Origin of the sequence: Bowdeniella nasicola (assembly GCF_001907295.1) — a bacterium.
Taxonomy (GTDB): Bacteria; Actinomycetota; Actinomycetes; order Actinomycetales; family Actinomycetaceae; genus Bowdeniella; species Bowdeniella nasicola.
In genome coordinates this window covers 1-24,605 of record NZ_MQVR01000022.1, presented here as the reverse complement: position 1 = coordinate 24,605, position 24,605 = coordinate 1, and the positions used below count along the sequence as shown (strand labels likewise).

Sequence of the window (24,605 nt, the reverse complement as noted above, 5' to 3'; positions counted from 1 at the left end):
ATGGCGCGACGGCAAGCATCCGACCCCTCGGCACTGCTGACCCGAGCCCGGCTCACCAACACCGCCGCGGCCGAGCGGCTCCTAGGCTCCCTCGCGACCGCTCTCGGGGTCGGCGACGTGCTTGCGCCGCTCGCCGATGACCTCGCCGACGCGGCCGACCCGGATCAGGCGCTGCTCGAACTTGTGCGTCTCGCCGAGACCCACCCGCATGCCTTCTCGCACTGCTGGCGTGACGCGGAGCAGCGTGCGCTGCTGGTGCGCGTACTTGGCGCCTCGCGTGCGCTCGGTGAGATCTTCGTCCGCGACGCCGACGCGCTCACCGCCCTCACCGAACCCGCCGCCGCGCTGGAACGCCAACCGGACCTGGGGGGTGTGGCCAACACCCGCGAGCTGCGCGAGTGCTACTACCGCCAGCTGGCCGCAATCGCGATCGCCGACCTCGCCGCGCACACCCCGGACACGATGCCGGCGGTCGGCCAGGCGATTGCTCGCCTCGTGCATGCCGCCCTGCAAGCCGCGCTCGACCTTGCGCGCACGCGGCACGAGGGTGCCGGGCACGTCCCGCTCATCCTCGTCGCCATGGGCAAGACCGGCGGCGGGGAACTCAACTACATCTCCGACGTCGACCTCATCCCCGTCACCCAGGTGCCAGCTGGCAGCGGCCTTACCGAAGAGGATGTCCTTGAGCGCGCGGGCATCATCGTGCGCGAGGTCATCGATATCTGTAGCGCGAGCGATGACAGCGGACAGCCGCCGCTGTGGCCGATCGACCTCAACCTGCGCCCGGAAGGGCGCGACGGGCCGCTGGTTAAGACGCTCGACGCGCACCGCAGCTACTACCGGCGGTGGGCGCACACGTGGGAGTTCCAGGCGCTGCTCAAAGCACTGCCCGTGGCAGGGGACCGGGAACTCGCCGCCGCGTACGAGGCGGAGATCTACCCGCTCGCCTACGCAGCCGTCGAGCGCGAGAACTTCGTCGCCGACACCCAGGCGATGCGCCGCCGCGTCGAACAGACCTTGCGGCCGCGCGATGAGGACCGCCACATCAAGCTCGGCGCGGGCGGGCTGCGTGACGTGGAGTTCACGGTCCAACTGCTCCAGCTCGTCCACGGCCGCACCGATGACACCCTGCGTGTGCGCGCAACGATCGACGCGATCGCTGCGCTAGCCGCGGGCGGCTATATCGGGCGCGACGCCGCCGCGGACCTCACCGCCTGCTACACGTGGCTGCGCACGCTCGAACACCGCATTCAGCTCCATCGCCTGCGCCGCAGCCACACGCTGCCGACCGCGCCCGCTGATCTTAAGCGCCTGTCACGCCTCATGGACTGCGCCGACGTGACTGAACAGTGGCATGCGGTGCGCCGCAAGGTCCGCTCGCTGCACGAGGCGATCTTCTACCGGCCGTTGCTGCCCGCGACGGCGCAACTGTCCGCCGCCGACGTCGCGCTCCAGCCCGAGGCCGCGCGCGACCGCCTCACCGGCATCGGCTACCGGGACCCGAACGCGGCCCTGCGACACATCGCGGCGCTCACCGAGGGGATCTCGCGCCGCGCCGCGATCCAACGCCAGCTGCTGCCCGTCTTGCTGTCCTGGTTCGCCGCCGGACCCGACCCCGACGGCGGCCTGCTCGCCTTCCGTAAGCTCTCCGACGAGCTCGGCTCGACCCACTGGTATTTGGGCTTTTTGCGCGACGAGGGCGACGTCGCCTACACCCTCGCACACTGCCTGTCGCGCTCCCGCTTCCTCGGCGAACAGATCGTCGCCGTCCCGACCTCGGTGAGGTGGCTCGCCGAGAAGGCCCAGCTCGCCCCGCGCACACCCGCCGAGCTCGAATCCGAGGTCGACGCGATCTTCTCGCGCCACCACGATGCGCCGACGCGCGCCCTTATGCTGCGTCGGCTGCGCCAGCGCGAACTCGTGCGGGCGGCCTTTGCCGATGTCATCGAGGGCGTCTCGACGAAGCGGCAGGAGGCCATCACCGCCGTCGCCGACACCATCGTGCGCTACGCCCTGCGCGCCGCCATCGCCGAATTCGCCGACGAAAACGGCCGACCCTTCACTGGCGAGATCGCGATCATCGCGATGGGGCGCACCGGCGGGTGCGAGATGAGCTACGCCTCCGACGTCGATGCGGTCGTCCTTTACGACGGTAAGGGCGAGCACCTCGCCGCAGACGCCCACGCGATCGTGGGACGGTGGCGCGCGCTGCTCGCCGATTCCATGGCCGCGCCCGCCCTCGCCATCGACCTCTCCTTGCGTCCCGAGGGCAAATCGGGCGCCCTGACGCGCTCCGTGGACTCCTACCTCGACTACCTCGCGCACCACGCCGAACCCTGGGAGAAGCACGCGCTCGTGCGCGCGCGCATCGTCGAGGCCTCAGAGGATGTGCACGCGCGACTCGCGGCGGGCATCGACGCGGCGCGCTACCCAGCTAGCGGGCTGTCCGGCTCCGACCTACGCCAGATCCGGCGCATCAAGGCGCGAATGGAATCCGAACGGCTGCCGCGCGGCGTGGCCCATGCCCGCCACGTCAAACTCGGGCCGGGCGGGCTCGCCGATGTCGAATGGGCGATCCAGCTGATCCAGCTGCAGCACGGCCACGAGCACGCCCAGCTGCGCACCCCGCGCACCCGCGAGGCGATCGACGCGGCACGCGAGCTCGGATACGTCAGCGACGATCAGGCCGCGCCGCTCCTGGCGGCGTGGCGGATGGCGAGCCATATTCGCGCGGCGGCAACGCTCGCGCTCCGCCGCAGCTGGGACGCGATCGATGTACTGCCCGCCGACGCCCACGAGCGTGAACTCATTGCGGGCATGGTCGGCGAAAGAGTCGCCGAGCGCGACGAGTTTGATGAACAGTGGGCCCGGCGATCGCGCCAAGCACGCGCGGTCGCCGAGCCCCTGATCTATGGAACTTAGAGCGAGAAGTACAGCTCGAATTCGTGCGGATGCGGCCGCTGGCGCAGCGGCTCGATCTCGTGGGTGCGCTTGTAGTCGATCCACGTCTCGATCAGATCCGTGGTGAACACGTCACCCTCGGTCAGGTAATCGAAATCGTTTTCGAGCTCGATGAGCGCCTGATCCAGCGTGTACGGCAGCTGCGGGATCTCGCTGTGCTCCTCCGGCGGCAGCTCGTACAGGTCCTTGTCGATCGGCTCCGGCGGTTCGGTCCGGTTGCGGATGCCGTCGAGGCCCGCCATGAGCTGAGCGGAGAACGCGAGGTACGGGTTCGCGCTCGGGTCCGGCACGCGGTATTCGACGCGCTTAGCCTTCGGAGACGATCCCGTAATCGGGATGCGGATACACGCCGAGCGGTTGCGCGCCGAGTACACGAGGTTCACGGGCGCTTCGAAGCCCGGCACGAGCCGGTGGTAGGAGTTCGCCGACGGGTTCGTAAACGCGAGCAGGCTCGGCGCATGGTCGATGAGACCACCGATGAACCAGCGCGCCGTGTCGGACAGGTTCGCATAGCCCGACTCGTCGTAGAACAGCGGCTTGCCGTCCTTCCACAGCGACAGGTGGCAGTGCATGCCGCTGCCGTTATCGCCGAAGATGGGCTTCGGCATGAACGTCGCGGTCTTGCCGGCGGCCCAGGCTGCGTTCTTGATGACGTACTTGAACTTCATCATGTCGTCGCCGGCGGCGGTCAGCGTGTCGAACGTGTAGTTGATTTCCTGCTGGCCCGCGGTACCGACCTCGTGGTGACTGCGCTCGACGTTTAGGCCGACGGAGTACATGAGGCGAACCATCTCGTCGCGCAGGTCGCAGAAATGATCGGAGGGGGAGACGGGGAAGTAGCCGCCCTTATAGGGCGTCTTGTAACCACGGTTGCCGCCGTCTTCCACGCGTCCGGTATTCCACGCGGCCGCCTCGGAATCGATGTGGTAATAGCCGCCGGCGGCGCTCGTCGCGAAGCGAATGTCGTCGAAGATGTAGAACTCCGCCTCGGCGCCGACGTAAGCCGTGTCGGCGATGCCCGTCGACTTCAGGTAGGCCTCGGCCTTCGCCGCGACGTTACGGGGGTCGCGCGAGTAGGGCTCATCGGTGAAGGGGTCGACGATGAAGAAGTTGACGACCAGGGTCTTCGCGGGACGGAACGGGTCGATGAAGGCGCTGGAGATATCCGGGACGAGCTTCATGTCCGATTCGTGGATCGCCTGGAAGCCGCGAATCGAGGACCCGTCGAACATCAGGCCCTGGGTGAACAGCTCCGGGGTGAATGCCTGGACGGGGATATTGAAGTGCTGCATGATGCCCGGCAGGTCGCAAAACCGGACGTCGATGAACTGGATGCCTTCAGTTTTCGTGTATTCAATAGCCTCTTCAGGGCTCGTGAACATGGGTAGGCCTTTCAGTGCGAAGTGCCAAATAAAACTATTTGCCGCGCAGACCCTTACGGTTGGGACGCGCCTTATAGGGGTCAATGCCCTTAGGGATAGGCAGCTTCATCGCACCAAGGGAGGACAGTCGCTTCGAGATCGCCGCGACCTCGGCCTTGGTGAGTTTTTTCGGAAGCTTGCGCATGCTCGACTCGAGTTTTCCGAGTCGCGTCTGGCCTTCGCCTTGCCCGACGTAAATCTTGTGGATGTCGACGTTCGGCAAAATGCGGCGCAGCTTGCGCTCTTCGTCGCCGACGATCCGCTTGGTCCGGGTGACCGGACCTTCGACGACCAGGACGACGCCCGGTCGGCCAACGGCGCGAAAAACCATGTCCTGAGTCCGCGGGTTGACCCCGACGGGCTCCTGTTCGACGTTCCACCCCTTGATCTGCTGCATGACAGCGGCAGAGGCACCAACCTGGCCCTCGATCTGCATGTAGGACGCGCGGCGCGTATACATCGACAGCAGCACGAGCATCGCGAGGGTGGCGAGCATCAGGCCCAGCATCGGAATGTAGATCCAGTGACCGGAGGCGATGCCCCAGGCAAGGGAACCACCGAAGATCACGACGAACAGAGCGGCGAGTGCCCACTTCATCCACGGGAAGGATGACTGGGTGACGCGGTAGGCGTCCGCGATGTTGTGGTACCAGCGCCGCTTGGCGGGAGCGTTCGATTCTCTAGACATGATGTGCCTAGTTTACCGGCTGTTGCGAGCGGCGCTGACGCATCCGGTCGGCGACGGAACTCGCCTCCTGGTGGGCGGTCATCGGCTGGCTGAGATGCTTGAGGTTATCGGGGATCTCACGCCCCTTGCTCGCCATCGCCTGGCCCCACATGCGGCCCGCCCGGTACGAGGAGCGGACGAGCGGGCCCGCCATGATGCCCGCGTAGCCGATCTCGTAGCCGTAGTCGGACAGTTCGATGAACTCTTCGGGCTTCACCCAGCGGTCGATCGGGTGATGCAGCGCGGACGGGCGCAGGTACTGGGTGATCGTCAGCAGGTCGCACCCGGCGTCGTGCAGATCCCGCATGGCCTCTTCGATCTCCTCGCGCGTCTCGCCCATCCCGAGGATGAGGTTCGACTTCGTGATGAGACCGGCCTTCGAAGCCGCCGAGATGAGTTCGAGGGAGCGCTCATAGCGGAACGCCGGGCGGATCCGGCGGAAGATCCGCGGGACCGTCTCGAGGTTGTGGCCGAGGACCTCGGGGCGGGAGGAAAAGACCTCCGCGAGCAGGTCGGCATCCCCCTTGAAGTCGGGGATGAGGAGTTCGACGCCGGTGCCGGGAGAAGAGGCATGAATCTGCCGGGTCGTCTCGGCATACAGCCAGGCCGCGCCATCGGGCAGGTCGTCGCGGGCGACGCCCGTGACCGTCGCATATTTCAGGCCGAGGTGCGCCACGGATTCGGCGACGCGGCGCGGCTCGTCACGGTCGTATTCGGCGGGCTTGCCGGAATCGATCTGGCAGAAGTCGCAGCGCCTCGTGCAGGTCTCGCCGCCGATGAGGAAGGTCGCTTCACGGTCCTCCCAGCACTCGAAGATATTCGGGCAGCCGGCTTCTTCACAGACCGTATGCAGCGACGCACCGCGCATGAGGGACTTCACGTCGCGATACTGCTCGCCCATGTACGCGGTGGTGCGGATCCATTCGGGTTTGCGTTCGATCGGGACTTCGGCGTTCTTAGCTTCGACGCGCAGCAGGCGGCGTCCTTCGGGAGCGAGCGTCATCCAACTTCTTTCTGGTGCGTTTCGGCAGTGAGCTGCACAAGCGAGTCTATGAGGTGCGTGGCAAGGCGGGGGGCGACGTCGGAAAGCGACACGTCGGCGCCTTCGCGCACCATCGTCGTCACGCCCGCATCCGAAATACCGCACGGGACGATTTCGCCGTACGGGTCGAGCGAGTTCGCGACGTTCAGGGCGATGCCGTGCAGGGTGGCGCCGCGGGCGACGCGGACCCCGATCGCGCAGATCTTGCGGTCGGGTTCGAAAAGCCACACGCCCGAGCGGCTAGCGATGCGGCCGGCGGTGATGTCGAATTCGGCGAGCGTCGCGATCACGGCGCCCTCGAGCGCGCGCACGTAGGCGACGACGTCGAGGGGAGTGACGAGGCGAATGATGGGGTAGGCGACGATCTGGCCGGGCCCGTGCCAAGTGATGCGCCCGCCGCGGTCGACGTCGACGACGTCGAGGTCGGGGTTGATTCGGTCCCAAGGGGCGGTTCGGCGGCCCGCGGTGTATACGCTGCGCATTTCGGTGAGGATCACGGTGCCTTCGTGGCTGCCGGTGGCGACCTGTTCGTGCAGGGCGCGTTGCCGAGCGTCGACGTCGTGATAGTTCAGTGGGCCTTCGGCTACCAGATCGATCACACGCACGACCTCGATCTTAACGGAGGGGCAGACCATGGTCCTAACCGGTGCCTGTGGATAACCCCCATTCGGGTCGACACGACCGTAGCGTGGGGGCATGAAAGTCGCCGGATATGACCTCCTTTCCGCCCTCGCCGGACGAGACATCTATGAGGCACGCGACAGCTCGGGCAAGGCGTGCGTCGTCTCGCTGCTGCCGGCGCTGCCCGGTGGCCAGCGCGATACCTTAATCCGTCGCCTCGCGCAGCTGCGTGCCTGGCAGCACCCGCATGTTGTGCAGGTGCGTGACGTCCAGGAGCTAGCCGATGGCCGTCTCCTGGTCGCCCATGAGGCGCTCAGCGGGACGACGCTCGGGACGATCGCGGCGGCGCGTGGTGAACTATCGGGACCGGAGATCGCGCACGTGTGGGACGGGATCGGTTCGGCCCTCGGCGCGCTGCATGAACGCGGCATCATCCACGGGGACGTGTCCGCCGACAACATCATGGTGACGGACGAGGGACGCCCCGTGTTGATCGACGTGTGTGCCACGCCCGCGCTGGAAGGCGGCACCGATGGGTTCCAAGCGCCCGAGCGCCTCGCGGGCGGGCCCGCGTCCGCCGCGGCTGATGTCTATTCGTTTGCCGCCGTCTTGCGGTCCCTGTCGGCGTCCACGGCACTCGCGGACCTCCTTGCCGACTGCGCGGACGCCGACCCGGCGGCGCGCCCGAGCTGCCGGGATCTGGTCGCGCGCCGCTGCCAGTTCGCCCATCCGGAACCGGTGAGCACCCCGAGCGACACGGCCCTCGCCGCGGCCCGCATCCGGCGCCGCCTGCCCGCCACGGAAATGAAGCCGCGGCGCCGCACCCGAAGTCGTCGCCCGCCGCGCCGGGCCGTCGCGGTATCGTTCGCCATTGCTGCCGTGCTCGGTGCGGGGGCGCTCACGGGGCGCGCGATCGCGATTCAGCCGCCATCACCACAGGCCTCCATCGCCGAGGTCACGCTGACGGTCGCGGAGCAGACGCCAACCCCGGCCGAGCACCTGACACGGCTGCTGCACCGGCGCGACGCCGCGCTCATGGCCGGGGACGTCGCGGCGCTCAGCGAGGTCTACACCCCAGATGCGCCGGCGCTTTTGCAGGATAGGGACACGCTCGCCCGCTGGGCTGCCGAGGACACCTCGGTTGCTGGCCTCACAACGACGGTCCTGTCGACGAGCGCGCACGGCGAGCGCATCCAGGCCGTCATTAGTGTCGGCCCGCATGAGCGTACCTACGCAGGTGAGACCGCTACGGTCGCGGCAACGGCGCCGACGTGTTTCGTGTTTTTTCTGAACCAGGACAGAATCGCGGCGATCGCGGCATGCGAAACGGGCCCGCAGGAAAAACCTGCGGGCCCGTGACGGGATCGGGTTAGAGGCCGACCTCTGCGGCGAAGTCGCCCTCTTCGAGGCGGGACTTCACAGCCATGAGGTAGCGGGCGGCGTCCGCGCCATCGACGAGGCGGTGGTCGTAGGACAGCGCCAGGTAGACCATCGAACGGATACCGATCGACTCGTTGCCATCGGCGTCCTTCACGACCATCGGACGCTTCACGATCGTGCCAACACCGAGGATCGCGACCTCGGGCTGGTTGATGATCGGCGTATCGAACAGCGCGCCACCGGAACCGGTGTTCGTGATGGTGAAGGTGCCGCCCGACAGCTCATCGGGGGAGACCTTCGCCTCGCGGGCGCGTGCCGCCAGATCGTTGATCGCCTTCGCGATACCGGAGATCGTGAGATCGCCCGCGCCTTTGATGACCGGAACGAGCAGGCCGCGCTCGGTGTCGACAGCGATGCCGATGTTTTCGGTATCGCGGTATTCGACCTGGTCGTCCTTGATCGTCGCGTTGATCTTCGGGTGCGACTTCAGCGCCTCGGTCGCGGCCTTGACGAAGAACGGCAGGAACGTGAGCTTGGTGCCCTCCGTCGACTGGAACTTATCCTTCGCGGCGGCGCGCAGCGCGGCGACGCGGGTGACGTCGACCTCGACGACCGTCGTGAGCTGAGCGGAGGTCTGCAGCGACTCGACCATGCGCGTCGCGATGACCTTGCGTAGGCGCGACATCTTCTCGGTCGTGCCACGCAGCGGGCTGGGCTCGGCCGGAGCGGCCTGCTTCGCAGGCGCGGCGACCTTCTCGCTCGCGGCGGCCTGCGCCTTAGCCTCTTCGGCCTTGCGGGCGGCTTCGAGGACGTCTTCTTTACGGATGCGGCCGCCCACGCCGGTGCCGGCGAGCTGGGTGAGGTCGACGCCCTTGTCCTTCGCGAGCTTGCGCACGATCGGGGTGACGTAGACCTGGCCGGACTTCACGGCGCGCGACGGGGCCGACCGGACCTCGGCCGGATCGTCATCGTCGCTCGGGCCGGGGTGGTGGCCAGCGTCCGTGTCCTCGGCAGGCTGCTCGGCGGCCTTTTCGGCCTCCTCCTGCTTCGGCGCCTCGGATTCCTTCGGCTCTTCGGCCTTGGGCTCGTCCTTCGACTCTTCCTTGGGCTCGTCCTTCGGTTCTTCCTTGGGCTCGTCTTCGGCCGGCTCGTCGCCGCCGCCGGAGCCATCACCGATGAGGCACAGGTCAGCGCCGACCTCGACGGTCTCGTCTTCCTGCACCAGGATCTTCGACACGGTGCCCGCGATCGGGGAGGGCACCTCGGTATCGACCTTGTCGGTCGAGACCTCAAGCAGCGGCTCGTCGACCTCGACGGTGTCGCCCTCGGCCTTCAGCCAGCGGGTGACGGTGCCTTCGGTCACGGACTCGCCGAGCGCCGGCATCTTCACGGCCTCGCCGGAGCCACCCGAGGACTTGGATTCCGCCTTCGGCTCCTCGACCTTGGGCTCTCCTTCCTTGTCGGAAGAATCATCGGAGGACTCAGAAGCACCGGAGCCATCGCCGATGCGGCACAGGTCCGTGCCGACCTCGACGGTCTCGTCTTCCTCAACGAGGATTTCTTCGAGGGTGCCCGCCAGGGGGGAGGGCACCTCGGTATCGACCTTGTCGGTCGAGACCTCAAGCAGCGGCTCGTCGACCTCGACACTGTCGCCGACGTTCTTCAGCCAGCGGGTAACGGTGCCTTCGGTGACGGATTCACCGAGTGCCGGCATCTGGACGGATTCAGACATGAGTTAACGTCTCCTTCGATCGATCTTTAGTTGTGCGAGTGCAGCGGCTTGCCGGCGAGCGCGAGGGCGGCTTCACCCATGGCCTCGTCCTGCGTCGGGTGGGCGTGGATAAGGGCGGCAACATCCTCGGGGTAGGCCTCCCAGTTGACCATGAGCTGGCTTTCGCCGACGAGTTCGCCGACGCGGGCGCCAATCATGTGGACGCCGACGATGGGGCCGTCCTTGACGCCGACCAGCTTGATGAAACCGGTGGTCTTCAGGATCTGGGACTTGCCGTTGCCCGCGAGGTTGTATTCGACGACGTTGACCTGGTCTTCGCCGTAGGTTTCCTTCGCCTTGGCTTCGGTGATGCCGACCGAGGCGATCTCGGGCTCACAGTAGGTGACGCGCGGGATACCGGACTCTTCCTGGACCTGGGGAGCGAGCCCTGCGATCTCTTCGGCGACGAAGATGCCCTGCTGGAAGCCGCGATGCGCGAGCTGCAGACCGGGGACGATGTCTCCGACGGCGTAGATATTGCCGACGCCCGTGTGCAGGCGCTCGTTGGTGATGACGAAGCCGCGGTCGAGCGAAATGCCCTGCTCTTCGTAGCCGAGGTCCTTGGTGACCGGGCCGCGGCCAATGGCCACGAGCAGCAGGTCCGCGGTGAAGGTGTCGCCGCTTTCGGTCTCGACGGTCACCGAGTTGTCGTCCTGTGTCGCGGACTTGAACATCGTGCCGGTCTTGAAGTTGATCTTGCGCTTGCGGAACGCGCGCTCGAGGGCCTTGCAGATCGAGGCGTCCTCGTTCGGCACGAGGTTCGGCAGGCCTTCGATGATCGTCACGTCGGCGCCGAAGGACTTCCACACGGAGGCGAATTCGCAGCCGATGACGCCGCCACCGAGGACGATCGCGGACTTCGGGATCTCATCGAGGGCGAGCGCCTGTTCGCTCGTCATGATGCGGCCGCCGATCTCCAAGCCCGGGATCGTCTTGGAGTACGATCCGGTCGCCAGGATGATGTTCTTGCCCTTGTACTGCTTGCCGTCGACCTCGACGGTGTCCTTGGCAACGAGCTTGCCCCAGCCGTTAATGAGGTCGACCTTGCGGGAAGAAACGAGGCCCTGCAGGCCCTTGTACAGGCGGGCAACGACGCCGTCCTTGTACTTATTCACGCCCGCCATGTCGATGGAGTCAAGGGTCAGGTTGACGCCGACGGAAGCGGCCTCAGCGGCGGTATCGGCGACCTCGGCGGAGTGCAGCAGCGCCTTGGTGGGGATACATCCGCGGTGGAGGCAGGTGCCTCCGAGCTTGTCACCTTCGATGAGTGCGACCTTCAGTCCCAGCTGCGCGCCGCGCAATGCTGCGGCGTAACCACCGCTGCCGGCTCCTAGGATCACGATGTCGTACGTCGGTGTGTCTGTCACGTGTTACTCCTCATGGCGGGGGCCTGGCCCCGGTGGATTATCCTCGGGACCATTGTCCCATTAGTTGGCCTACGAGCAACTACGGTCCCGCACCCTGGTTGCTATGAAGCGGACCACGTTGGTGCGGGACCGTAAGGGAAGCGTGCGGGGTTACTTCTCGAAGTTCTCCAGCAGGCCGACCAGGGTGCGAACACCGAAGCCGGTGCCGCCCTTCGGCGTGTAGCCGTAGGGCGCCTTTTCATGGAAGGCCGGACCCGCGATGTCGAGGTGCGCCCAGGGGGTGTCCTTCACGAAATGCTGCAAGAAGAGGCCGGCCGAGAGCATGCCGCCCCAGCGGTCGCCGATGTTTTGCAGATCGGCGACGGGGGACTTCAGTCCCTCCTTCAGCTCGTTCGGCAGCGGCATCGGCCAGAATGCTTCGCCGGCCGCATCGGCGGCGGCGACGATATCGGAGCGGAGCTGCTCGTCGCCCATGACACCCGCGGTACGTTCGCCAAGCGCGACGACGGCCGCGCCCGTGAGGGTCGCGATATCGAGGAGGGCGTCGGGCTTGTCTTCGATCGCACGGGCGAGCGCATCGGCCATCACGAGGCGACCTTCGGCGTCCGTGTTGAGGACCTCGACGGTCGTGTCGTCGTACATCGAGATGATGTCGCCGGGGCGCTGGGCGCCGCCCGAAGGCATGTTCTCGGCGAGAGCGAGCCAACCGGTGACCTTCACTGGGAGCTTGAGCTCAGCGGCGACGAGGACGGCATTGAGGACGGCTGCGGCGCCGCCCATGTCGCACTTCATCGTCTCCATGCCCTTGCCGGGCTTCAGCGACAGGCCACCAGAGTCGAACGTGATGCCCTTGCCGACCAGCGAGACATGGCCCGTGGCCTTCGCGGGGGAGTACTCGAGCTGCACGAGGCGCGGCGGGTTATCCGAACCCATGCCGACGGCGATGATGCCGCCGTAGCCGCCCGCGGCGAGCTTCTTTTCGTCGAGGATCGTGACCTTGACCTTCAGGCCCTTGGCGGCCTGGGTCGCGTAGTCCGCGAAGGTCTCCGGGACGAGATCGTTCGGGGCCATGTTGACGAGGTCTCGGGCACGGTTCACGCCGGTCGCGAGGATCGCGCCCCGCTGGGCGGCGGCCTTCACGTCCTTTTCACCGGCGATCGGCGTCACGATCGTGACCTTCTCGACCGGGTCCTTCTCGCACTTCTTGTACTGCGCGAACGCGTAGGAGCCGAGGACCGCTCCCTCGGCGATCGCGCCCACTTCCTCCGCACCGGAGGTCGGCAGGCAGATCGCGACGTGCGCGAAGCCGGCCAGGTTGCGCACCGCGGAGCCAACCGCACGGCGCAGAGCTTCGGGGGAGGGGTTCTCTCCGACGCCGACGATGGCGACGGGGGTAGCGAACTGGTCGCTCATGACCTTGGTCACGCAGCCTTCGGTGCACGAAATGTCGAGCTGGCTGATGAGGTTTGCGAGCGCGTGATCGGCTTTGCTCGTGATCGCGGGCCCACCGAAGGGAACGACCTCATCGTCAACCTTGGTGGCGCCGACGAGAAGAACGTCGGCCTTGATGGCGGATAGTTTCTTGGCATGCAGTTCAACTGTGTTCACATCCCATAGGGTAGAGCACGTCCCATCACAACGCGGTAATCTGGCGGGCGTGTATGGTGCCCTCTGGCTAGCAGCGATCCTCACCGGCTTCCTCGCCGTGTGGGGACTTTACTTTGCCATCATCGACCGCGCCGTGATCTTCAAACAGCTCATCGTGGCCGGCGTCATCGAGGTGCTGATGCTCGGCATTGCCGTCGTCATGGCGGTGCAGCAGATCGGCGGATACGCCGTCAAGGATGGCATCACGCTTTGGGGTTACCTGCTGACGTGCCTCATTTTGCTGCCCATCGGCGGCGCGTGGGCGCTCATCGATCGGACCCGAACCTCGTCGATCGCCCTCGTGATTCTTTCGATTTCGCTTCTGGTGTGCCAGTGGCGCCTCTGGCAGGTATGGACAGTATGAATACCGTGACGACCTCCGCGACCGACACGCGCCGCCCCGCATACGGGTTAGGGCGCGTGCTGATCCTGATCTACGGGATCTTCGCGCTTTCGGCCACCGCGCGCTCCGCGGTTCAGCTCATTCGAAACCCATCGGAGGCGACCCTCGCCTACGTCCTTTCCGCCCTCGCCGCGGTGATCTACATTCTCGCGACGATCTCCCTTGCTCATAACGGCCGACGCATGCGCCGCATCGCCTGGGGAGCGGTGCTTTTCGAAGCGGCGGGCGTTCTCATCGTCGGCACCCTCAGCTACCTGCATCCCGAGTATTTCCCGCGCGCGACCGTCTGGTCCCATTTCGGCTGGGGCTACGGTCTCGTGCCGCTCGTTTTGCCCTTCCTCGGGATAGCCTGGCTCTACGCTTCCAACCCCGCCCGAATCGCCCAGAACTGAAAAGGCTCGCCATGTACCGGATGCTGTTTGATCACCTGATTTCGAAAACGGATCCGGAGGTGGCGCACGCCCAATCCTTGCGGGCGATCGCGCTCGCCGGGGCGAGCGAAGCGGGTCGGCGTGCACTGCGCGCAAGCTTTGGGCGACCCCCGCAACACCCCGTCCGCAGCCAACGCCTTGCAGTATTCCCGCGCGCGTTCCCCGGTTATGTCGGGCTCGCGGCCGGGATGGATAAGAACGCGACCGCCGTCCTCGGGCTTGCGGCCCTCGGGTTTTCCCATGTGGAGATCGGGACCGTGACACGCCACCCGCAGCCGGGCAATGAGCCCCCGCGCATGTGGCGCCACATGGATGAGCGCGCGATCCGTAACAAGATGGGTTTCAACAATGACGGCGCCGATATCGTCGCGGGCCGGTTGGCCGAGTTGCGGGCGAGCGCTGCGGGCCGCCGCGCCATCGTCGGCGTCAACATCGGTAAATCGAAGATCACCCCCGCCGAGGACGCCAGGCACGACTACGAATACTCGGCGAGCACGCTATCGCACTGGGCGGACTATCTCGTCATCAACGTCTCGTCGCCCAATACGCCGGGGCTGCGCGATCTGCAGGCGGTCGGGTCCCTCAAGCCGATTGTCGGCGCGGTGCAGTCGGCTGCCTCCCGTTCTTCGGGCCGCGATGTGCCACTGCTTGTGAAGATCGCGCCGGACCTATCCGACGAGGGCGTCGCCGATATCGCGACGCTCATCAAAACCTCGGGTGTGACGGGCATGGTGGCGACGAACACGACGATCGCTCATCCCTACGGCGAGGGCGGCCTGTCGGGCCGGCCGCTGAAGGAACGTGCGCTGCAGGTCGTCAAGCTCGCGCGCGCAGAGCTCGGACTCCGTCCCGTCCTCATCGGGGTGGGAGGCATCGAAACGCCAGCCGATGGCCGGGCCATGCTCGATGCGGGAGCGGATCTGCTGCAGGCGTACTCCGGGTTCGTCTACGGCGGGCCGAGCTGGCCCGGAATGATGAACCGGGAGCTCGCGCGCTAAAGGAACGCGTCAGCGTCGCGGCCGATGGCAAGGACCGAGCGGATCAGCAGGTAGCCGATCCAGGTCGTCGCGATCACGATCGCCGTGATCGCAAGCCAGGCGTGGTTTGCCGACCACACGATCACCGACGCCGTCGCAAGCGCGGCGATGGGGAACGACGTCGCCCACCAGGTCAGGGAGAACGGCGCCCGGAAAAGCCCGAGTCCCGGCAGGAGCAGGAGTGCGAGGAACAGCAGGCCGGTGGCGAGCAGTGCGGCGACGACGAGTGGCGTGGCCGAACGCATGATACGGATGGCCTCGCCATAGCCTTCGCTTACCGGGGCTGAAATGAGCGCGTGCCAGCCGATGATCGCGACCGGCGCCGGCGCGACGAGGACCGCCAGAGTCGGAAGAAGTCGCGGCGGCATCGGTTCGTGGTTAATGAACAGGCGGCGCAGCACGACCGGCTGCAGCGCGAACCACAGCAGGAATCCGAGCCCCCACAGGCCCATCGCAAAACCGGTCGGTGCGACGAACGCGCCCGCGAAGGACGCCACCATCGTTCCGACGACGGGGATGAACCACGCCGGGGTCACCGTCGTGAGGTTGAGGTCGTTGCGGGCGAGCCAGGAGCCAAAAACGTAGACGCACACGCCGAGGTGCGCGACGACGGCCGGCCACCAGAGCCACGCGACGGCGTTGCCCGCGACCGGAAGTGCGGCCGAGCACAGCACGAGCGTGCCGACCGTCAGGGTCGCGAGGAAAACCATCGGGAACGGGTTCGTGACCTCGGCCTTGACGGCTGCCGGGTAGCGAATAACCCGGACGACCTGGATCGCGAGCAGGGCGAGCCACACACCAGCGGCGAGCCCGACGAGGAGCAGCTTTACAAACGCCGGAGCGCCCAGGAGCCGTTCGGCATAGCCCCACGTGGCAGCGAGCCCGCCCAAGCCCATGACGGTCGCGAACGACGCATAGGGGATGCGAGCGAGCAGTGGCGGGGGTGTCATGTCTTGGATCGGCGCATGGAGTATTCGCCGCGCTTATTGAGCGGCTTCGGCATGCGCCAAGGACGCACCATGAAGGCCCGGGAGAACGCGTACATGCCGGTCCACTTCGGGATCTCGGCCGCATCGAAATGGTTCGCGAGATGCCGCTTGAGCATAAAAATCATGATGATCGCGTCGATGATGCCGCCGAAGACGATGAGGTACATGCCGGCGGTGATATAGAACGCCACATCCGGCACCCACCGTACGAGCAGCATCGCAACGATCATGAGCGCGGCCATCGGCATAAAGAGTTCGCCGACGTTCCATCGTGCGTCGACATAGTCGCGAGCGAATCGCCGCGCCGGGCCCTTATCGCGCAGGGGCAGGTAGCGCTCGTCGCCGGTCATCATGGCGTGGCGCTGGCGCTCGTAGGCCTCGTCACGCTTTTGGCGAGCGATCGCCTTCGCCTGCTTACGGTCATCGACGACTAGCGGACGACGGTTCTTTGCTTCGGCCTCGCGTCGCTTCGGGGTCGGGCGGCCCTTTCCACCCGATGCCGGCGCAGGAGTTGCCGAAGGCTCATCTTCAGCACGGTTACGGAACTTCACGCTTCGATGGTACGCGATCTGTCATATGGCGGGTACGCTCGTGTGCGTGATCACAGTTGAGATGTTGAAAGAGCGCATCGATGAGGCATTTGCCCAGGTGCGCACCGATTTGGAAAACCTCGTGCGGATTCCCTCCGTGTCCTCCCCGGCCTTTGCCCAAAAGCACGTGCGGGCCTCGGCCGAGTACACCGCAGAGCTGCTGCGCGGCGTCGGGATGGACAGCGTCGAGATCCTGTCCGCCCCCGATGAATCCGGCAAGGAAGGCGCGCCCGCAGTCGTCGCACACAAGCACGGCAAGGAAGGCGCCCCGCGTGTCCTGCTGTACGCCCATCACGATGTCCAGCCGCCCGGCGAGACCGCCCAGTGGGATCAGGACGACCCCTTCGAGCCCGTCACGCGCGGCGATCGCATGTTCGGCCGCGGCACCGGCGACGACAAGGCTGGCATTGTCGCCCACGTCGGCGCACTGCGGTTGCTTGGCGATGACCTCGGCGTCAATGTCACGTGCTTTTTCGAGGGCGAAGAAGAGATCGGCTCACCGAGCTTCGAAAACTTTTTGATGACTTACCGCGACAAGCTCGAAGCCGATGTCATCATCGTGCTCGACTCCGCGAACTGGCAGGTCGGCACCCCCGCGCTCACGACGAGCCTGCGCGGCCTTGTCGACGTCGGCGTCGAGGTTCGCACCGGCAACTACGCAGTGCACTCCGGCATGTTCGGGGGACCCTACCTGGACGCCGTGACCTGCATGTCGCGCCTTATCGCGACGCTGCACGATGACGCGGGCGATGTCGCGGTGGAGGGCCTCGTGACCGCACCGGCCTCGGAACTCGACTACCCGGAGGACGCCTGGCGCGCCGATGCCGGCGTCGTCGACGGCTACCAGCTTGCCGGCACCGGCTCGATCCCGACGCGACTGTGGTCCAAGCCCGCGATCTCCGTCATCGGCATGGACGTCACGAGCATCGAGATGAAGTCCAATACGATCACCCCGTCGTGCTCGGCTGCGCTGTCAATGCGTATCGTCCCGGGCCAGGATCCGCGCGAAGCCGCCGAAGCGCTGAAGGCGCACCTGGAAAAGCATGCTCCGTTTGGCGCCAACGTCATCGTCACGATCAACGAGCTCGGTCAGCCGTTCGACGCGGGCGACGATACCGAGATCATGCGTAAGGCCCGCTGGGCGATGAGCCAGGCGTGGGAAAACGACGCCGTCAACATCGGAATGGGCGGCTCGATCCCGTTCATCTCCGTGCTGGCAAAGGTCTTCCCGGAAGCCGCGATCCTCATCACGGGCATCGAAGATCCCGATACGCGCGCGCACGGCGCCAACGAGTCCGTTCACCTGGGTGAGCTTCGGGGCGCAACCCTCACCGGTGCGATTCTGCTCGCGGTCCTCGCGGGCGATATCGAAGCCGAAATCTAGTTCGACTCACTCGGTTCGGCCGACTCTGCTGGTTCGCTCGCGTCCTCGCCGGGGCTCGATTCCTCGGGCTTCGGCGAGGACTGCGACGGATCGGGCGCAACCGACACCGCGATCTTGACCTCACCGGAGGACCCGTTGACCTCGGTGACCTTCGCGGTCGCGGTGAGCGGCTCGGTGCCACCAGAGATCGAGCACTGCGCGCTCGCGCCGACCTTCGCCTCGATGCCCGCCGGACACAGCACCGCCGGGGCCTCACCGAGCTCAGCCTGGACTGATTCGGCAATCCGCTGCTGGAGTTCTTCCGCGGGCACGGGTTTGACCGACGTGCCGCCGCAGGCAGTGAGGGCGCCTACTGCGGTGAGTAGGGCTGCGAGCCGAAGTTTCGTCATATACATGCCACCATGGTGCACTATGACTGCCGAGATTTCCCAGCAATCAGGAGCACATCTGATGCGAATCGTCGTGAGTGGAGCCGATGAAACAGACCGCGCGGACTTCATCGCCGGCTGGCATTCATTGAGCCCGGATACGACCGCGACGCAGCTGCCAGGAAGCGCATTATTATCCGGATCTCAGCCGGTTCTCGGCATCATCGACGACCCCGGTGACACCTCGCCTGACGAGCCAACGGTAACGGCCGGTACCGCTGATCTGGCAGACGCCCTCAGCGAAATTATTGATCGTGCCCGCTCTGGCCCCGTCACGGTCATCGCGGGTGAGACCACCCGGCATGACGGCGGCGAGGGCGCCTTCCGAGCCCTGGACGACCGGGACCGGGCTGACCTCGCCCGCTATGCCCACCACATCACGGTAGGAACGACACACGGCGACCCGCTGCTGGGACTTGGCGGGCGCGGGGCCTTGCTCGCTCGCGCCGATGCTTCATCGGCCTCGGACGCCCAGGAGCGCGAGCGCCGCATCGGGGCATACGTTCACGAACTGTCGCGCGACCTCGGCTCCGATCCTCGGCTGGCGCGCGCGGCCGGCAGCGGGATGGCCGGGGGAGTGGCCTTCCTGCTCGCGGCGGCGGGTGCCACGCTCGCAGATCTCGCCCATGTCGTGGCGCAGCGCCACGATTGGGATCAGGACATCGCGGCGAGCGACCTGGCCATCGTCCTCACGCATTCCGCGGAGCCCATGAGCCTGCTGACCGGAGTTTTCGCCGAAGTCGGCGGCCTCGCCCAAGAAGAGCTCGTGCCCGTCGCTGCCGTCTCCAATGCGTCCCGGATCGCCCGTCGGCATCTCGCCAACGCGGGAATTACCGATCACTACAGCCTGCAGGGCAGAACAATGACGGCACTCGGACGTGCCCTCGCGGCCACCTGGACGCAGCGGGCATAGGGGAGTTAGCCGAGCGCGGAACGGGTTAGCGTCGCCGTGCGATTGGACGTAGGCTGCTACGCAGAACCCGCAAGGAGGTCAGACATGACAGACACGATCAACGAACTTCCCACCCACGAGGTGGAGCTAACGGCGACTGCCGCCGATAAGGTGCGCTCGCTGCTCGAGCAGGAAGGCCGCGATGATCTGCGGCTCCGCGTCGCCGTCCAGCCGGGTGGCTGCTCCGGCCTTATCTACCAGCTGTACTTCGACGAGCGCCTCCTCGACGGGGATGCCGTACGCGATTTCGACGGTGTCGAGGTCGTCGTCGACAAGATGAGCGTCCCGTACCTCGCCGGAGCCACGATCGACTTCGCAGATTCGATCGAAAAGCAGGGGTTTACGATTGATAACCCCAATGCTGCTGGTTCCTGCGCCTGCGGGGAATCCTTCCATTAATCCACCTTTCGCTTCGCCGTCCGACGCCGCTGGTGCGGTGCCGGACGGCGCTGTTGTACCCGAATCGAGATAGAGACACCTATGAAGCGCACTGCACTCGCCGCCCTTTCCGCCGCAGCCCTCGCCTTGGCCGCGTGCTCCTCTGGCGGTGGCAACGCCACTCCCACTCCGACCGAATCCGCATCAGCCTTTGCCGTGCCCTCGGCACCCGAGGCGCCGCAGGTTGCGGTCGTCGACAAGCCGATGTTCGAGGTGACGGGCGATAAGGGCACGGCCCCGGAGCTGAGCTACAGCGGGGATGCCCCGACGGAGCTGCAGCGCTACACGATTGATGCGAACCCCGAGGGCAAGGAGGTCTCTGACACCGACGTGGTTCTCGCGCAGTACCACGGCCAGGTCTGGAACGGCGATGTCTTCGACTCCTCCTATCAGCGTGGTGCTCCCGCGGCCTTCTCCCTTAACGGCGTCATCCCGGGCTGGAAGTTCGGTCTGAAGGGCGCGCGCGTCGGCGAGCGCGTCGCACTGTCGATCCCGTCCGCCCAGGGCTACCCGCAGGGCACCCCCGACGGCAAGATCAAGGCGGGAGACACCATCACCTTCGTCGTGGAAATCCTCGACGCTGTCGCCGCCGACACGCCCGCGCCGGACGCCGGCGCGCAGGTGAAGGATCCGAAGGAACTCAATCTCGACGTGGCCGCATCCGATGGCGTGCTGTCCGGCGTGACCGTTGCCGAAGGCACGGAAGCGCCGACCGAGCAGAAGCTCGAAAAGCTCACCGAAGGCACCGGCGAAAAGGAAATCACCGCCGAGTCCCAGTTTGTCGTGCGGGTCGCCGCAGGCTTCTACGAAGCTGACGCTCCCCAGCGTCCCGCCGAAGTGATCGTGTCGAACGCTAAGGCGCTGCCGCAAACCGTCGGCGCTAAGGCCGGATCGCGATTCGCGCTCTTCTCGCCTAAGAGCCAGCAGGGCCCGGCTCAGGTGCTCGTCTTTGATGTCTTGAAGGTTTTCGAGTAACCGAAACCGCCGAAAGCGGTCATTCCTGTTGTGACGTGTTCCACACAATGACACAATGACGAAACCCGTTCTGACATCGAGTCAAAACACGGGGTAGTCTGGGGCAAGGACGAAAGTCCCAACTACAGTTTTCATGCGGAGGAGTGACCGTGCGATTGAAGTCCCGCACCGAAGGGGTGAAGCGCTGGCGTATCGCGACGCTGGCTGCTGTCCTTTCTCTCAGCCTTGCAGGATGCTCGGCCGAACAGCTGTCGACGGGCTTCTTGCCGTCGAAGCCGGGTCTGACCAATAAGACCGAGAGCCTCATCAACCTGTGGAACGGTGCGTGGACCGCCGGGCTCGCCATTGGCGTGCTCGTGTGGGGCCTCATCATTTGGTGCGTGATCGTCTACCGCAAGCGGAAGAACGATAACGAGCTTCCGGTCCAGCTGCAGTACCACGTGCCGCTGGAGATCATGTACACGGTGATTCCGATCTTCATGGTCGGCGTGCTGTTCTACCACACGGTCAAGACCACGGATGAGCTCTGGGATACGTCCGGTGAGGTCGACACCCACATCTCCGTTTACGGCAAGCAGTGGTCGTGGGACTTTAACTACCTCGATGAAGGCGTCTTCTACGCCGGTGAGCGCATTGCGCTGACCGGTAAGGAAGGCGATTTCAATCGCCTCCCGACCCTGTACCTGCCGGTTAACGAAAACATCGAGTTCCAGCTGCATGCCCGCGACGTGCAGCACTCGTTCTGGATTCCGGCGTTCTTGACCAAGCTCGACATGATCCCCGGCGAAAAGCGCGTCTTCCACGTCACTCCGCAAGAGACTGGCACGTTCGTCGGCAAATGCGCTGAGCTGTGCGGTGAGTACCACTCGGAAATGCTCTTCCAGGTCAAAGTTGTTGAGCGCGCCGAATACGATGCGCAAATGAAGAAGCTTCGCGATGCCGGTAACGTCGGTGAACGCGGCGAGGAATTCGATCGCACCTACAAACCGGGAGGTTCCTACTAATGGCTACCGCGACTACCCCTCAGGTCGATCAGGTTCCCGGCCTGCGTCCGCACCGCCAAAAGCTGGGGCAGACGATCGTCAACTGGATTACGTCCACTGACCATAAGACCATCGGCTACATGTACATGTGGGTCGCGATGTTCTTCTTCGCCCTCGCGGGCATCATGGCGATGGTCATTCGTGCCGAACTCTTCGAGCCCGGCATGTTGCTGGAATCGAAGGCACAGTTTAACCAGCTGTTCACGATGCACGGCACGATCATGCTGTTCCTGTTCGCGACGCCGATGTTCACCGCCTTCGGTAATGTCCTCGTCCCGCTGCAGATCGGCGCCCCGGACGTGGCATTCCCGCGCATGAACATGTTTGCCTTCTGGCTGTTCCTCTTCGGTGGTCTGCTCGCCTGCGCCGGCCTAATCATGCCCTCCGGCGCCGCAGACTGGGGCTGGACCTCCTACGTGCCGCTGTCGACCCGCCCGTACAACGCGGGCCTCGGTGGCGATCTGTGGGTCCTTGGCCTTGCGATGACCGGTTTCGGTACGATCTTCGGCTCGGTGAACTTCATCGCGACCATCATTACCATGCGCGCCCCGGGCATGACGATGTTCCGCATGCCGATCTTCACCTGGAACATCCTCATCACCTCCGTGCTCGTCCTCATGGCCTTCCCGGTGCTCGCTTCCGCATACTTCGGGCTCGCCTCCGACCGCATCTTGGGTTCCCAGATCTACAACCCAGAATCGGGCGGTGTGATCCTGTGGCAGCACCTCTTCTGGTTCTTCGGCCACCCCGAGGTCTACGTCCTCGCCCTGCCGTTCTTCGGCATCATCTCCGAGATCATCCCGGTCTTTTCGCGTAAGCCGATCTTCGGTTACAAAACGCTCGTGTTCGCGACCGTCGCCATCGCTGCCCTGTCGGTGACGGTGTGGGCGCACCACATGTACACGACCGGCGCCGTTATGCTGAGCTTCTTCGCCCTCATGACGATGCTGATCTCGGTGCCCACCGGCGTGAAGTTCTTCAACTGGATCGGCACGATGTGGCGCGGCAAGCTGACGTTCGAAACGCCGATGCTCTACGCCCTCGGCTTCCTCGTCACCTTCGTCTTCGGTGGCCTGACCGGCATCATCTTGTCTTCGCCCGCGATGGACTCGCACGTGCACGACTCCTACTTCGTCGTCGCACACTTCCACTACGTCATCTTCGGCACCGTGGTCTTCGCAGTCTTTGGCGGCTTCTACTTCTGGTGGCCCAAGATGACCGGACGTATGCTCGACGAGCGCCTCGGCAAGATCCAGTTCTGGCTGCTCTTCCCAGGCTTCCACCTCACCTTCCTCGTGCAGCACTGGCTCGGTGTCGACGGCATGCTCCGTCGTACCGCCGACTACATGGTGGAAGACGGCTTCACGTTCTTGAACCAGATCTCGACGGTTGGCGCCTTCATTACGGCGCTGTCGATGCTGCCGTTCATCTGGAACGTGTGGAAGACCCAGCGCGGCCCGCGCACGGTCTTCGTCAACGACCCGTGGGGCTTTGGTGGCTCGCTTGAATGGGCGACGGCCTGCCCGGTGCCCCGTCACAACTTCACTGCGCTGCCGCGCATCCGCTCCGAGCGCCCCGCCTTCGACCTGCACCACCCGGAGGTTGCAGCCCTGGATCGGGTCGACCCAGAACGCATTACGCCCCCGCTGGCCGTGACCAATAAAGAGGAGAAGTAGTGGATAAGAACTCGGTGATGCTCTCGGAGCAGCTCGCGAAGCCGGACGGTTACGAAAACGAGGCTAAGCCGCTGCGCGTCGAGATGCTGATGTTCTTCCTCGGCATCTTCTTCTTCGGTCCAGTCGCGATCATCTACATGGTCGTCTCCAAGGTCGAGCCGGTCGGCACAACCGCCTTCCTGCTCCTGGCTGGCATGTGCGTCCTCGTCGGCGGGTACCTGTGGATCCTGGGGCGCCGCGTCGATAAGCGCCCGGAGGATGACCCCTTCGGTGAGATCAAGGAACGCGAAGGCCAGCTCGGCGAGTTCTCGCCGCACTCGTGGTGGCCGTTCGTGCTCGGGATTGCCGTCACGCTCGTCTTCGCCGGTGTGGCGATCGGCCGCTGGGTGATCGTCTTCGGCGTCATCCTCGGCATCATTGGCCTGATCGGGCAGCTGTTCGAGTTCTCTCGCGGCATCCACGCCCACTAACCAGTCAGCAAAAAGAGCGGGCACCTTCCACATCGGGAGGTGCCCGCTCTTTTGCGTGTCCGCCGCATTCGGCTGATACGTCGTTATCTGTCTGGGGTGGCTGAGGCGCGATAAAGGCGGCCAGCAGGCCGCTGGCCGCCCGTTATCGGCTTATTTAGGCCAGGAGGTCGGTGTAGTTCTCCTTGGCGCGTGCGAGGCGCTGTGCGACATCCTCCCAGTTCACGACGTTCCAGAACGCCTTGACGTAGTCCGCCTTGAGGTTCAGGTAGTCGAGGTAGAAGGCATGCTCCCACATGTCCAACATGAGCAGCGGCACGACACCGACGGGAATGTTGCCCTGCTGATCGAACAGCTGGTAGATGAGGCACTTGCCTGAGATGGAGTCGTAGCCGAGGATCGCCCAGCCGGAGCCCTGGATGCCCGTTGCGGCCGCGGTGAAGTGAGCCTTGAAGGCATCGAAGCTGCCGAAGCAGTCCTTCAGGCAGTCAGCCAGCTCGTCTTCGGGCTCTCCGCCACCGTTGGGGGAGAGGTTCTTCCAGAAAACGGAGTGGTTGGAGTGTCCACCGAGGTTGAACGCGAGGTTCTTCTCCCACAGGTTGACGGCTGCCAGGTCATCCTTTTCACGAGCATCAGCAAGCTTCTCGAGGGCAGCATTGGCGCCATCGACATAAGCCTGATGGTGCTTGGAGTGGTGCAGCTCCATGATCTTCGCCGAGATGTGCGGCTCGAGAGCGGAGTAGTCGTAGGGGAGGTCGGGCAGAGTTGAGTCCCTCATAGTGGTGTAGCGGGGTGGTCGTGCTGGACAGCAGGGCGGTCACCGCGTGATCCTCGAGTTCATCTTCTACAACTCAC

23 protein-coding genes are annotated in these 24,605 nt (G+C 65.3%); 12 read left to right on the top strand and 11 right to left on the bottom strand.

The window, feature by feature from the left end; genetic code table 11:
- Nucleotides 1-2,922 (top strand): bifunctional [glutamine synthetase] adenylyltransferase/[glutamine synthetase]-adenylyl-L-tyrosine phosphorylase, encoded by a 2,922-nt coding sequence (locus tag BSZ39_RS05250; RefSeq protein ID WP_143180381.1) that lies wholly within the window; start codon nt 1-3, stop codon nt 2,920-2,922.
- Here the strand turns inward: BSZ39_RS05250 and glnA are convergent.
- From glnA to lipB, 4 genes are read right to left on the bottom strand one after another with little or no spacing between them, the layout of a single operon-like run.
- Entirely contained in the window at nt 2,919-4,343 is a 1,425-nt protein-coding gene (gene glnA / locus BSZ39_RS05245; RefSeq protein WP_073716323.1) for a type I glutamate--ammonia ligase, read from the bottom strand. The genes BSZ39_RS05250 and glnA overlap by 4 nt on opposite strands.
- A gap of 34 nt (nt 4,344-4,377) precedes the next feature.
- Nucleotides 4,378-5,070, bottom strand: coding sequence for a DUF4191 domain-containing protein (locus BSZ39_RS05240; RefSeq protein ID WP_073716322.1), 693 nt, complete (start codon nt 5,068-5,070; stop codon nt 4,378-4,380).
- Between the two features lie 7 nt (nt 5,071-5,077).
- Nucleotides 5,078-6,112 (bottom strand): lipoyl synthase, encoded by a 1,035-nt coding sequence (lipA, locus tag BSZ39_RS05235; protein ID WP_073716321.1) that lies wholly within the window; start codon nt 6,110-6,112, stop codon nt 5,078-5,080.
- Nucleotides 6,109-6,756: a lipoyl(octanoyl) transferase LipB gene (gene lipB / locus BSZ39_RS05230; protein WP_158025094.1), complete on the bottom strand. Its 648-nt coding sequence runs from the start codon at nt 6,754-6,756 to the stop codon at nt 6,109-6,111. The genes lipA and lipB overlap by 4 nt, the downstream gene beginning before the upstream one ends.
- A 91-nt stretch (nt 6,757-6,847) precedes the next feature.
- Here lipB and BSZ39_RS05225 point away from each other — a divergent pair, with 91 nt between their 5' ends.
- A complete protein-coding gene (locus BSZ39_RS05225) occupies nt 6,848-8,131 on the top strand; it encodes a protein kinase domain-containing protein (RefSeq protein WP_073716319.1) in 1,284 nt (427 codons plus the stop codon).
- Nucleotides 8,132-8,141: 10 nt separating this feature from the next.
- Here the strand turns inward: BSZ39_RS05225 and sucB are convergent, their stop codons facing one another.
- The 3 genes from sucB to BSZ39_RS05210 all read right to left on the bottom strand — a co-directional run bounded on the left by sucB (nt 8,142) and on the right by BSZ39_RS05210 (nt 12,898).
- A complete protein-coding gene (sucB, locus tag BSZ39_RS05220) occupies nt 8,142-9,884 on the bottom strand; it encodes a 2-oxoglutarate dehydrogenase, E2 component, dihydrolipoamide succinyltransferase (RefSeq protein WP_073716318.1) in 1,743 nt (580 codons plus the stop codon).
- Nucleotides 9,885-9,910: 26 nt separating this feature from the next.
- Nucleotides 9,911-11,290 (bottom strand): dihydrolipoyl dehydrogenase, encoded by a 1,380-nt coding sequence (lpdA, locus tag BSZ39_RS05215; RefSeq protein ID WP_073716317.1) that lies wholly within the window; start codon nt 11,288-11,290, stop codon nt 9,911-9,913.
- Nucleotides 11,291-11,440: 150 nt separating this feature from the next.
- Nucleotides 11,441-12,898 (bottom strand): leucyl aminopeptidase, encoded by a 1,458-nt coding sequence (locus BSZ39_RS05210; RefSeq protein ID WP_073716316.1) that lies wholly within the window; start codon nt 12,896-12,898, stop codon nt 11,441-11,443.
- A gap of 49 nt (nt 12,899-12,947) precedes the next feature.
- On the opposite strand from BSZ39_RS05210, the gene BSZ39_RS05205 reads away from it, so the two are divergent.
- From BSZ39_RS05205 to BSZ39_RS05195, 3 genes are read left to right on the top strand one after another with little or no spacing between them, the layout of a single operon-like run.
- The gene (locus BSZ39_RS05205) at nt 12,948-13,301 is read left to right on the top strand and encodes a hypothetical protein (protein WP_073716315.1); all 354 of its coding nucleotides are present in this window, start codon (nt 12,948-12,950) and stop codon (nt 13,299-13,301) included.
- Entirely contained in the window at nt 13,298-13,732 is a 435-nt protein-coding gene (locus BSZ39_RS05200) for a hypothetical protein (protein WP_073716314.1), read from the top strand. Before BSZ39_RS05205 ends, BSZ39_RS05200 begins: the two co-directional genes overlap by 4 nt.
- An 11-nt stretch (nt 13,733-13,743) precedes the next feature.
- On the top strand, nt 13,744-14,769 hold the full coding sequence (locus BSZ39_RS05195) for a quinone-dependent dihydroorotate dehydrogenase (RefSeq protein WP_073716313.1): 1,026 nt from the start codon (nt 13,744-13,746) through the stop codon (nt 14,767-14,769).
- Here BSZ39_RS05195 and BSZ39_RS05190 read toward each other — a convergent pair.
- Both BSZ39_RS05190 and BSZ39_RS05185 read right to left on the bottom strand, forming a co-directional pair.
- Nucleotides 14,766-15,758: an SLAC1 family transporter gene (locus BSZ39_RS05190; RefSeq protein WP_073716312.1), complete on the bottom strand. Its 993-nt coding sequence runs from the start codon at nt 15,756-15,758 to the stop codon at nt 14,766-14,768. The two genes, BSZ39_RS05195 and BSZ39_RS05190, sit on opposite strands and share 4 nt — an antisense overlap.
- Nucleotides 15,755-16,348: a DUF3043 domain-containing protein gene (locus tag BSZ39_RS05185; protein WP_073716311.1), complete on the bottom strand. Its 594-nt coding sequence runs from the start codon at nt 16,346-16,348 to the stop codon at nt 15,755-15,757. The genes BSZ39_RS05190 and BSZ39_RS05185 overlap by 4 nt, the downstream gene beginning before the upstream one ends.
- Before the next feature lie 46 nt (nt 16,349-16,394).
- Between BSZ39_RS05185 and BSZ39_RS05180 the strand changes: the two genes are divergently transcribed.
- Nucleotides 16,395-17,771 (top strand): dipeptidase, encoded by a 1,377-nt coding sequence (locus BSZ39_RS05180; RefSeq protein ID WP_073716333.1) that lies wholly within the window; start codon nt 16,395-16,397, stop codon nt 17,769-17,771.
- Here BSZ39_RS05180 and BSZ39_RS05175 read toward each other — a convergent pair.
- Nucleotides 17,768-18,166 carry a DUF4333 domain-containing protein gene (locus tag BSZ39_RS05175; protein WP_073716310.1) on the bottom strand — a complete coding sequence of 133 codons (399 nt, stop codon included), beginning with the start codon at nt 18,164-18,166 and terminating at the stop codon, nt 17,768-17,770. The genes BSZ39_RS05180 and BSZ39_RS05175 overlap by 4 nt on opposite strands.
- 55 nt (nt 18,167-18,221) lie before the next feature.
- On the opposite strand from BSZ39_RS05175, the gene BSZ39_RS05170 reads away from it, so the two are divergent.
- The 6 genes from BSZ39_RS05170 (at nt 18,222) to BSZ39_RS05145 (ending at nt 23,753) form a co-directional block, all read left to right on the top strand.
- A complete protein-coding gene (locus BSZ39_RS05170) occupies nt 18,222-19,112 on the top strand; it encodes a glycerate kinase (protein WP_073716309.1) in 891 nt (296 codons plus the stop codon).
- An 84-nt stretch (nt 19,113-19,196) separates the two neighbouring features.
- The gene (erpA, locus tag BSZ39_RS05165; protein ID WP_073716308.1) at nt 19,197-19,550 is read left to right on the top strand and encodes an iron-sulfur cluster insertion protein ErpA; all 354 of its coding nucleotides are present in this window, start codon (nt 19,197-19,199) and stop codon (nt 19,548-19,550) included.
- Between the two features lie 81 nt (nt 19,551-19,631).
- Nucleotides 19,632-20,564, top strand: coding sequence for an FKBP-type peptidyl-prolyl cis-trans isomerase (locus BSZ39_RS05160; RefSeq protein ID WP_073716307.1), 933 nt, complete (start codon nt 19,632-19,634; stop codon nt 20,562-20,564).
- Nucleotides 20,565-20,713: 149 nt separating this feature from the next.
- Nucleotides 20,714-21,568, top strand: a complete 855-nt coding sequence (gene ctaC, locus BSZ39_RS05155) for an aa3-type cytochrome oxidase subunit II (RefSeq protein ID WP_073716332.1) — start codon at nt 20,714-20,716, stop codon at nt 21,566-21,568.
- Complete coding sequence (gene ctaD / locus BSZ39_RS05150) at nt 21,568-23,283, top strand: aa3-type cytochrome oxidase subunit I (RefSeq protein WP_073716306.1); 1,716 nt, start codon at nt 21,568-21,570, stop codon at nt 23,281-23,283. The genes ctaC and ctaD overlap by 1 nt, the downstream gene beginning before the upstream one ends.
- The gene (locus tag BSZ39_RS05145) at nt 23,283-23,753 is read left to right on the top strand and encodes a cytochrome c oxidase subunit 4 (protein WP_222842867.1); all 471 of its coding nucleotides are present in this window, start codon (nt 23,283-23,285) and stop codon (nt 23,751-23,753) included. The genes ctaD and BSZ39_RS05145 overlap by 1 nt, the downstream gene beginning before the upstream one ends.
- Nucleotides 23,754-23,907: 154 nt before the next feature.
- On the opposite strand, the gene BSZ39_RS05140 is transcribed toward BSZ39_RS05145, so the two are convergent.
- A complete protein-coding gene (locus BSZ39_RS05140; protein WP_073716305.1) occupies nt 23,908-24,528 on the bottom strand; it encodes a superoxide dismutase in 621 nt (206 codons plus the stop codon).
- Nucleotides 24,529-24,605 lie beyond the last annotated feature (77 nt).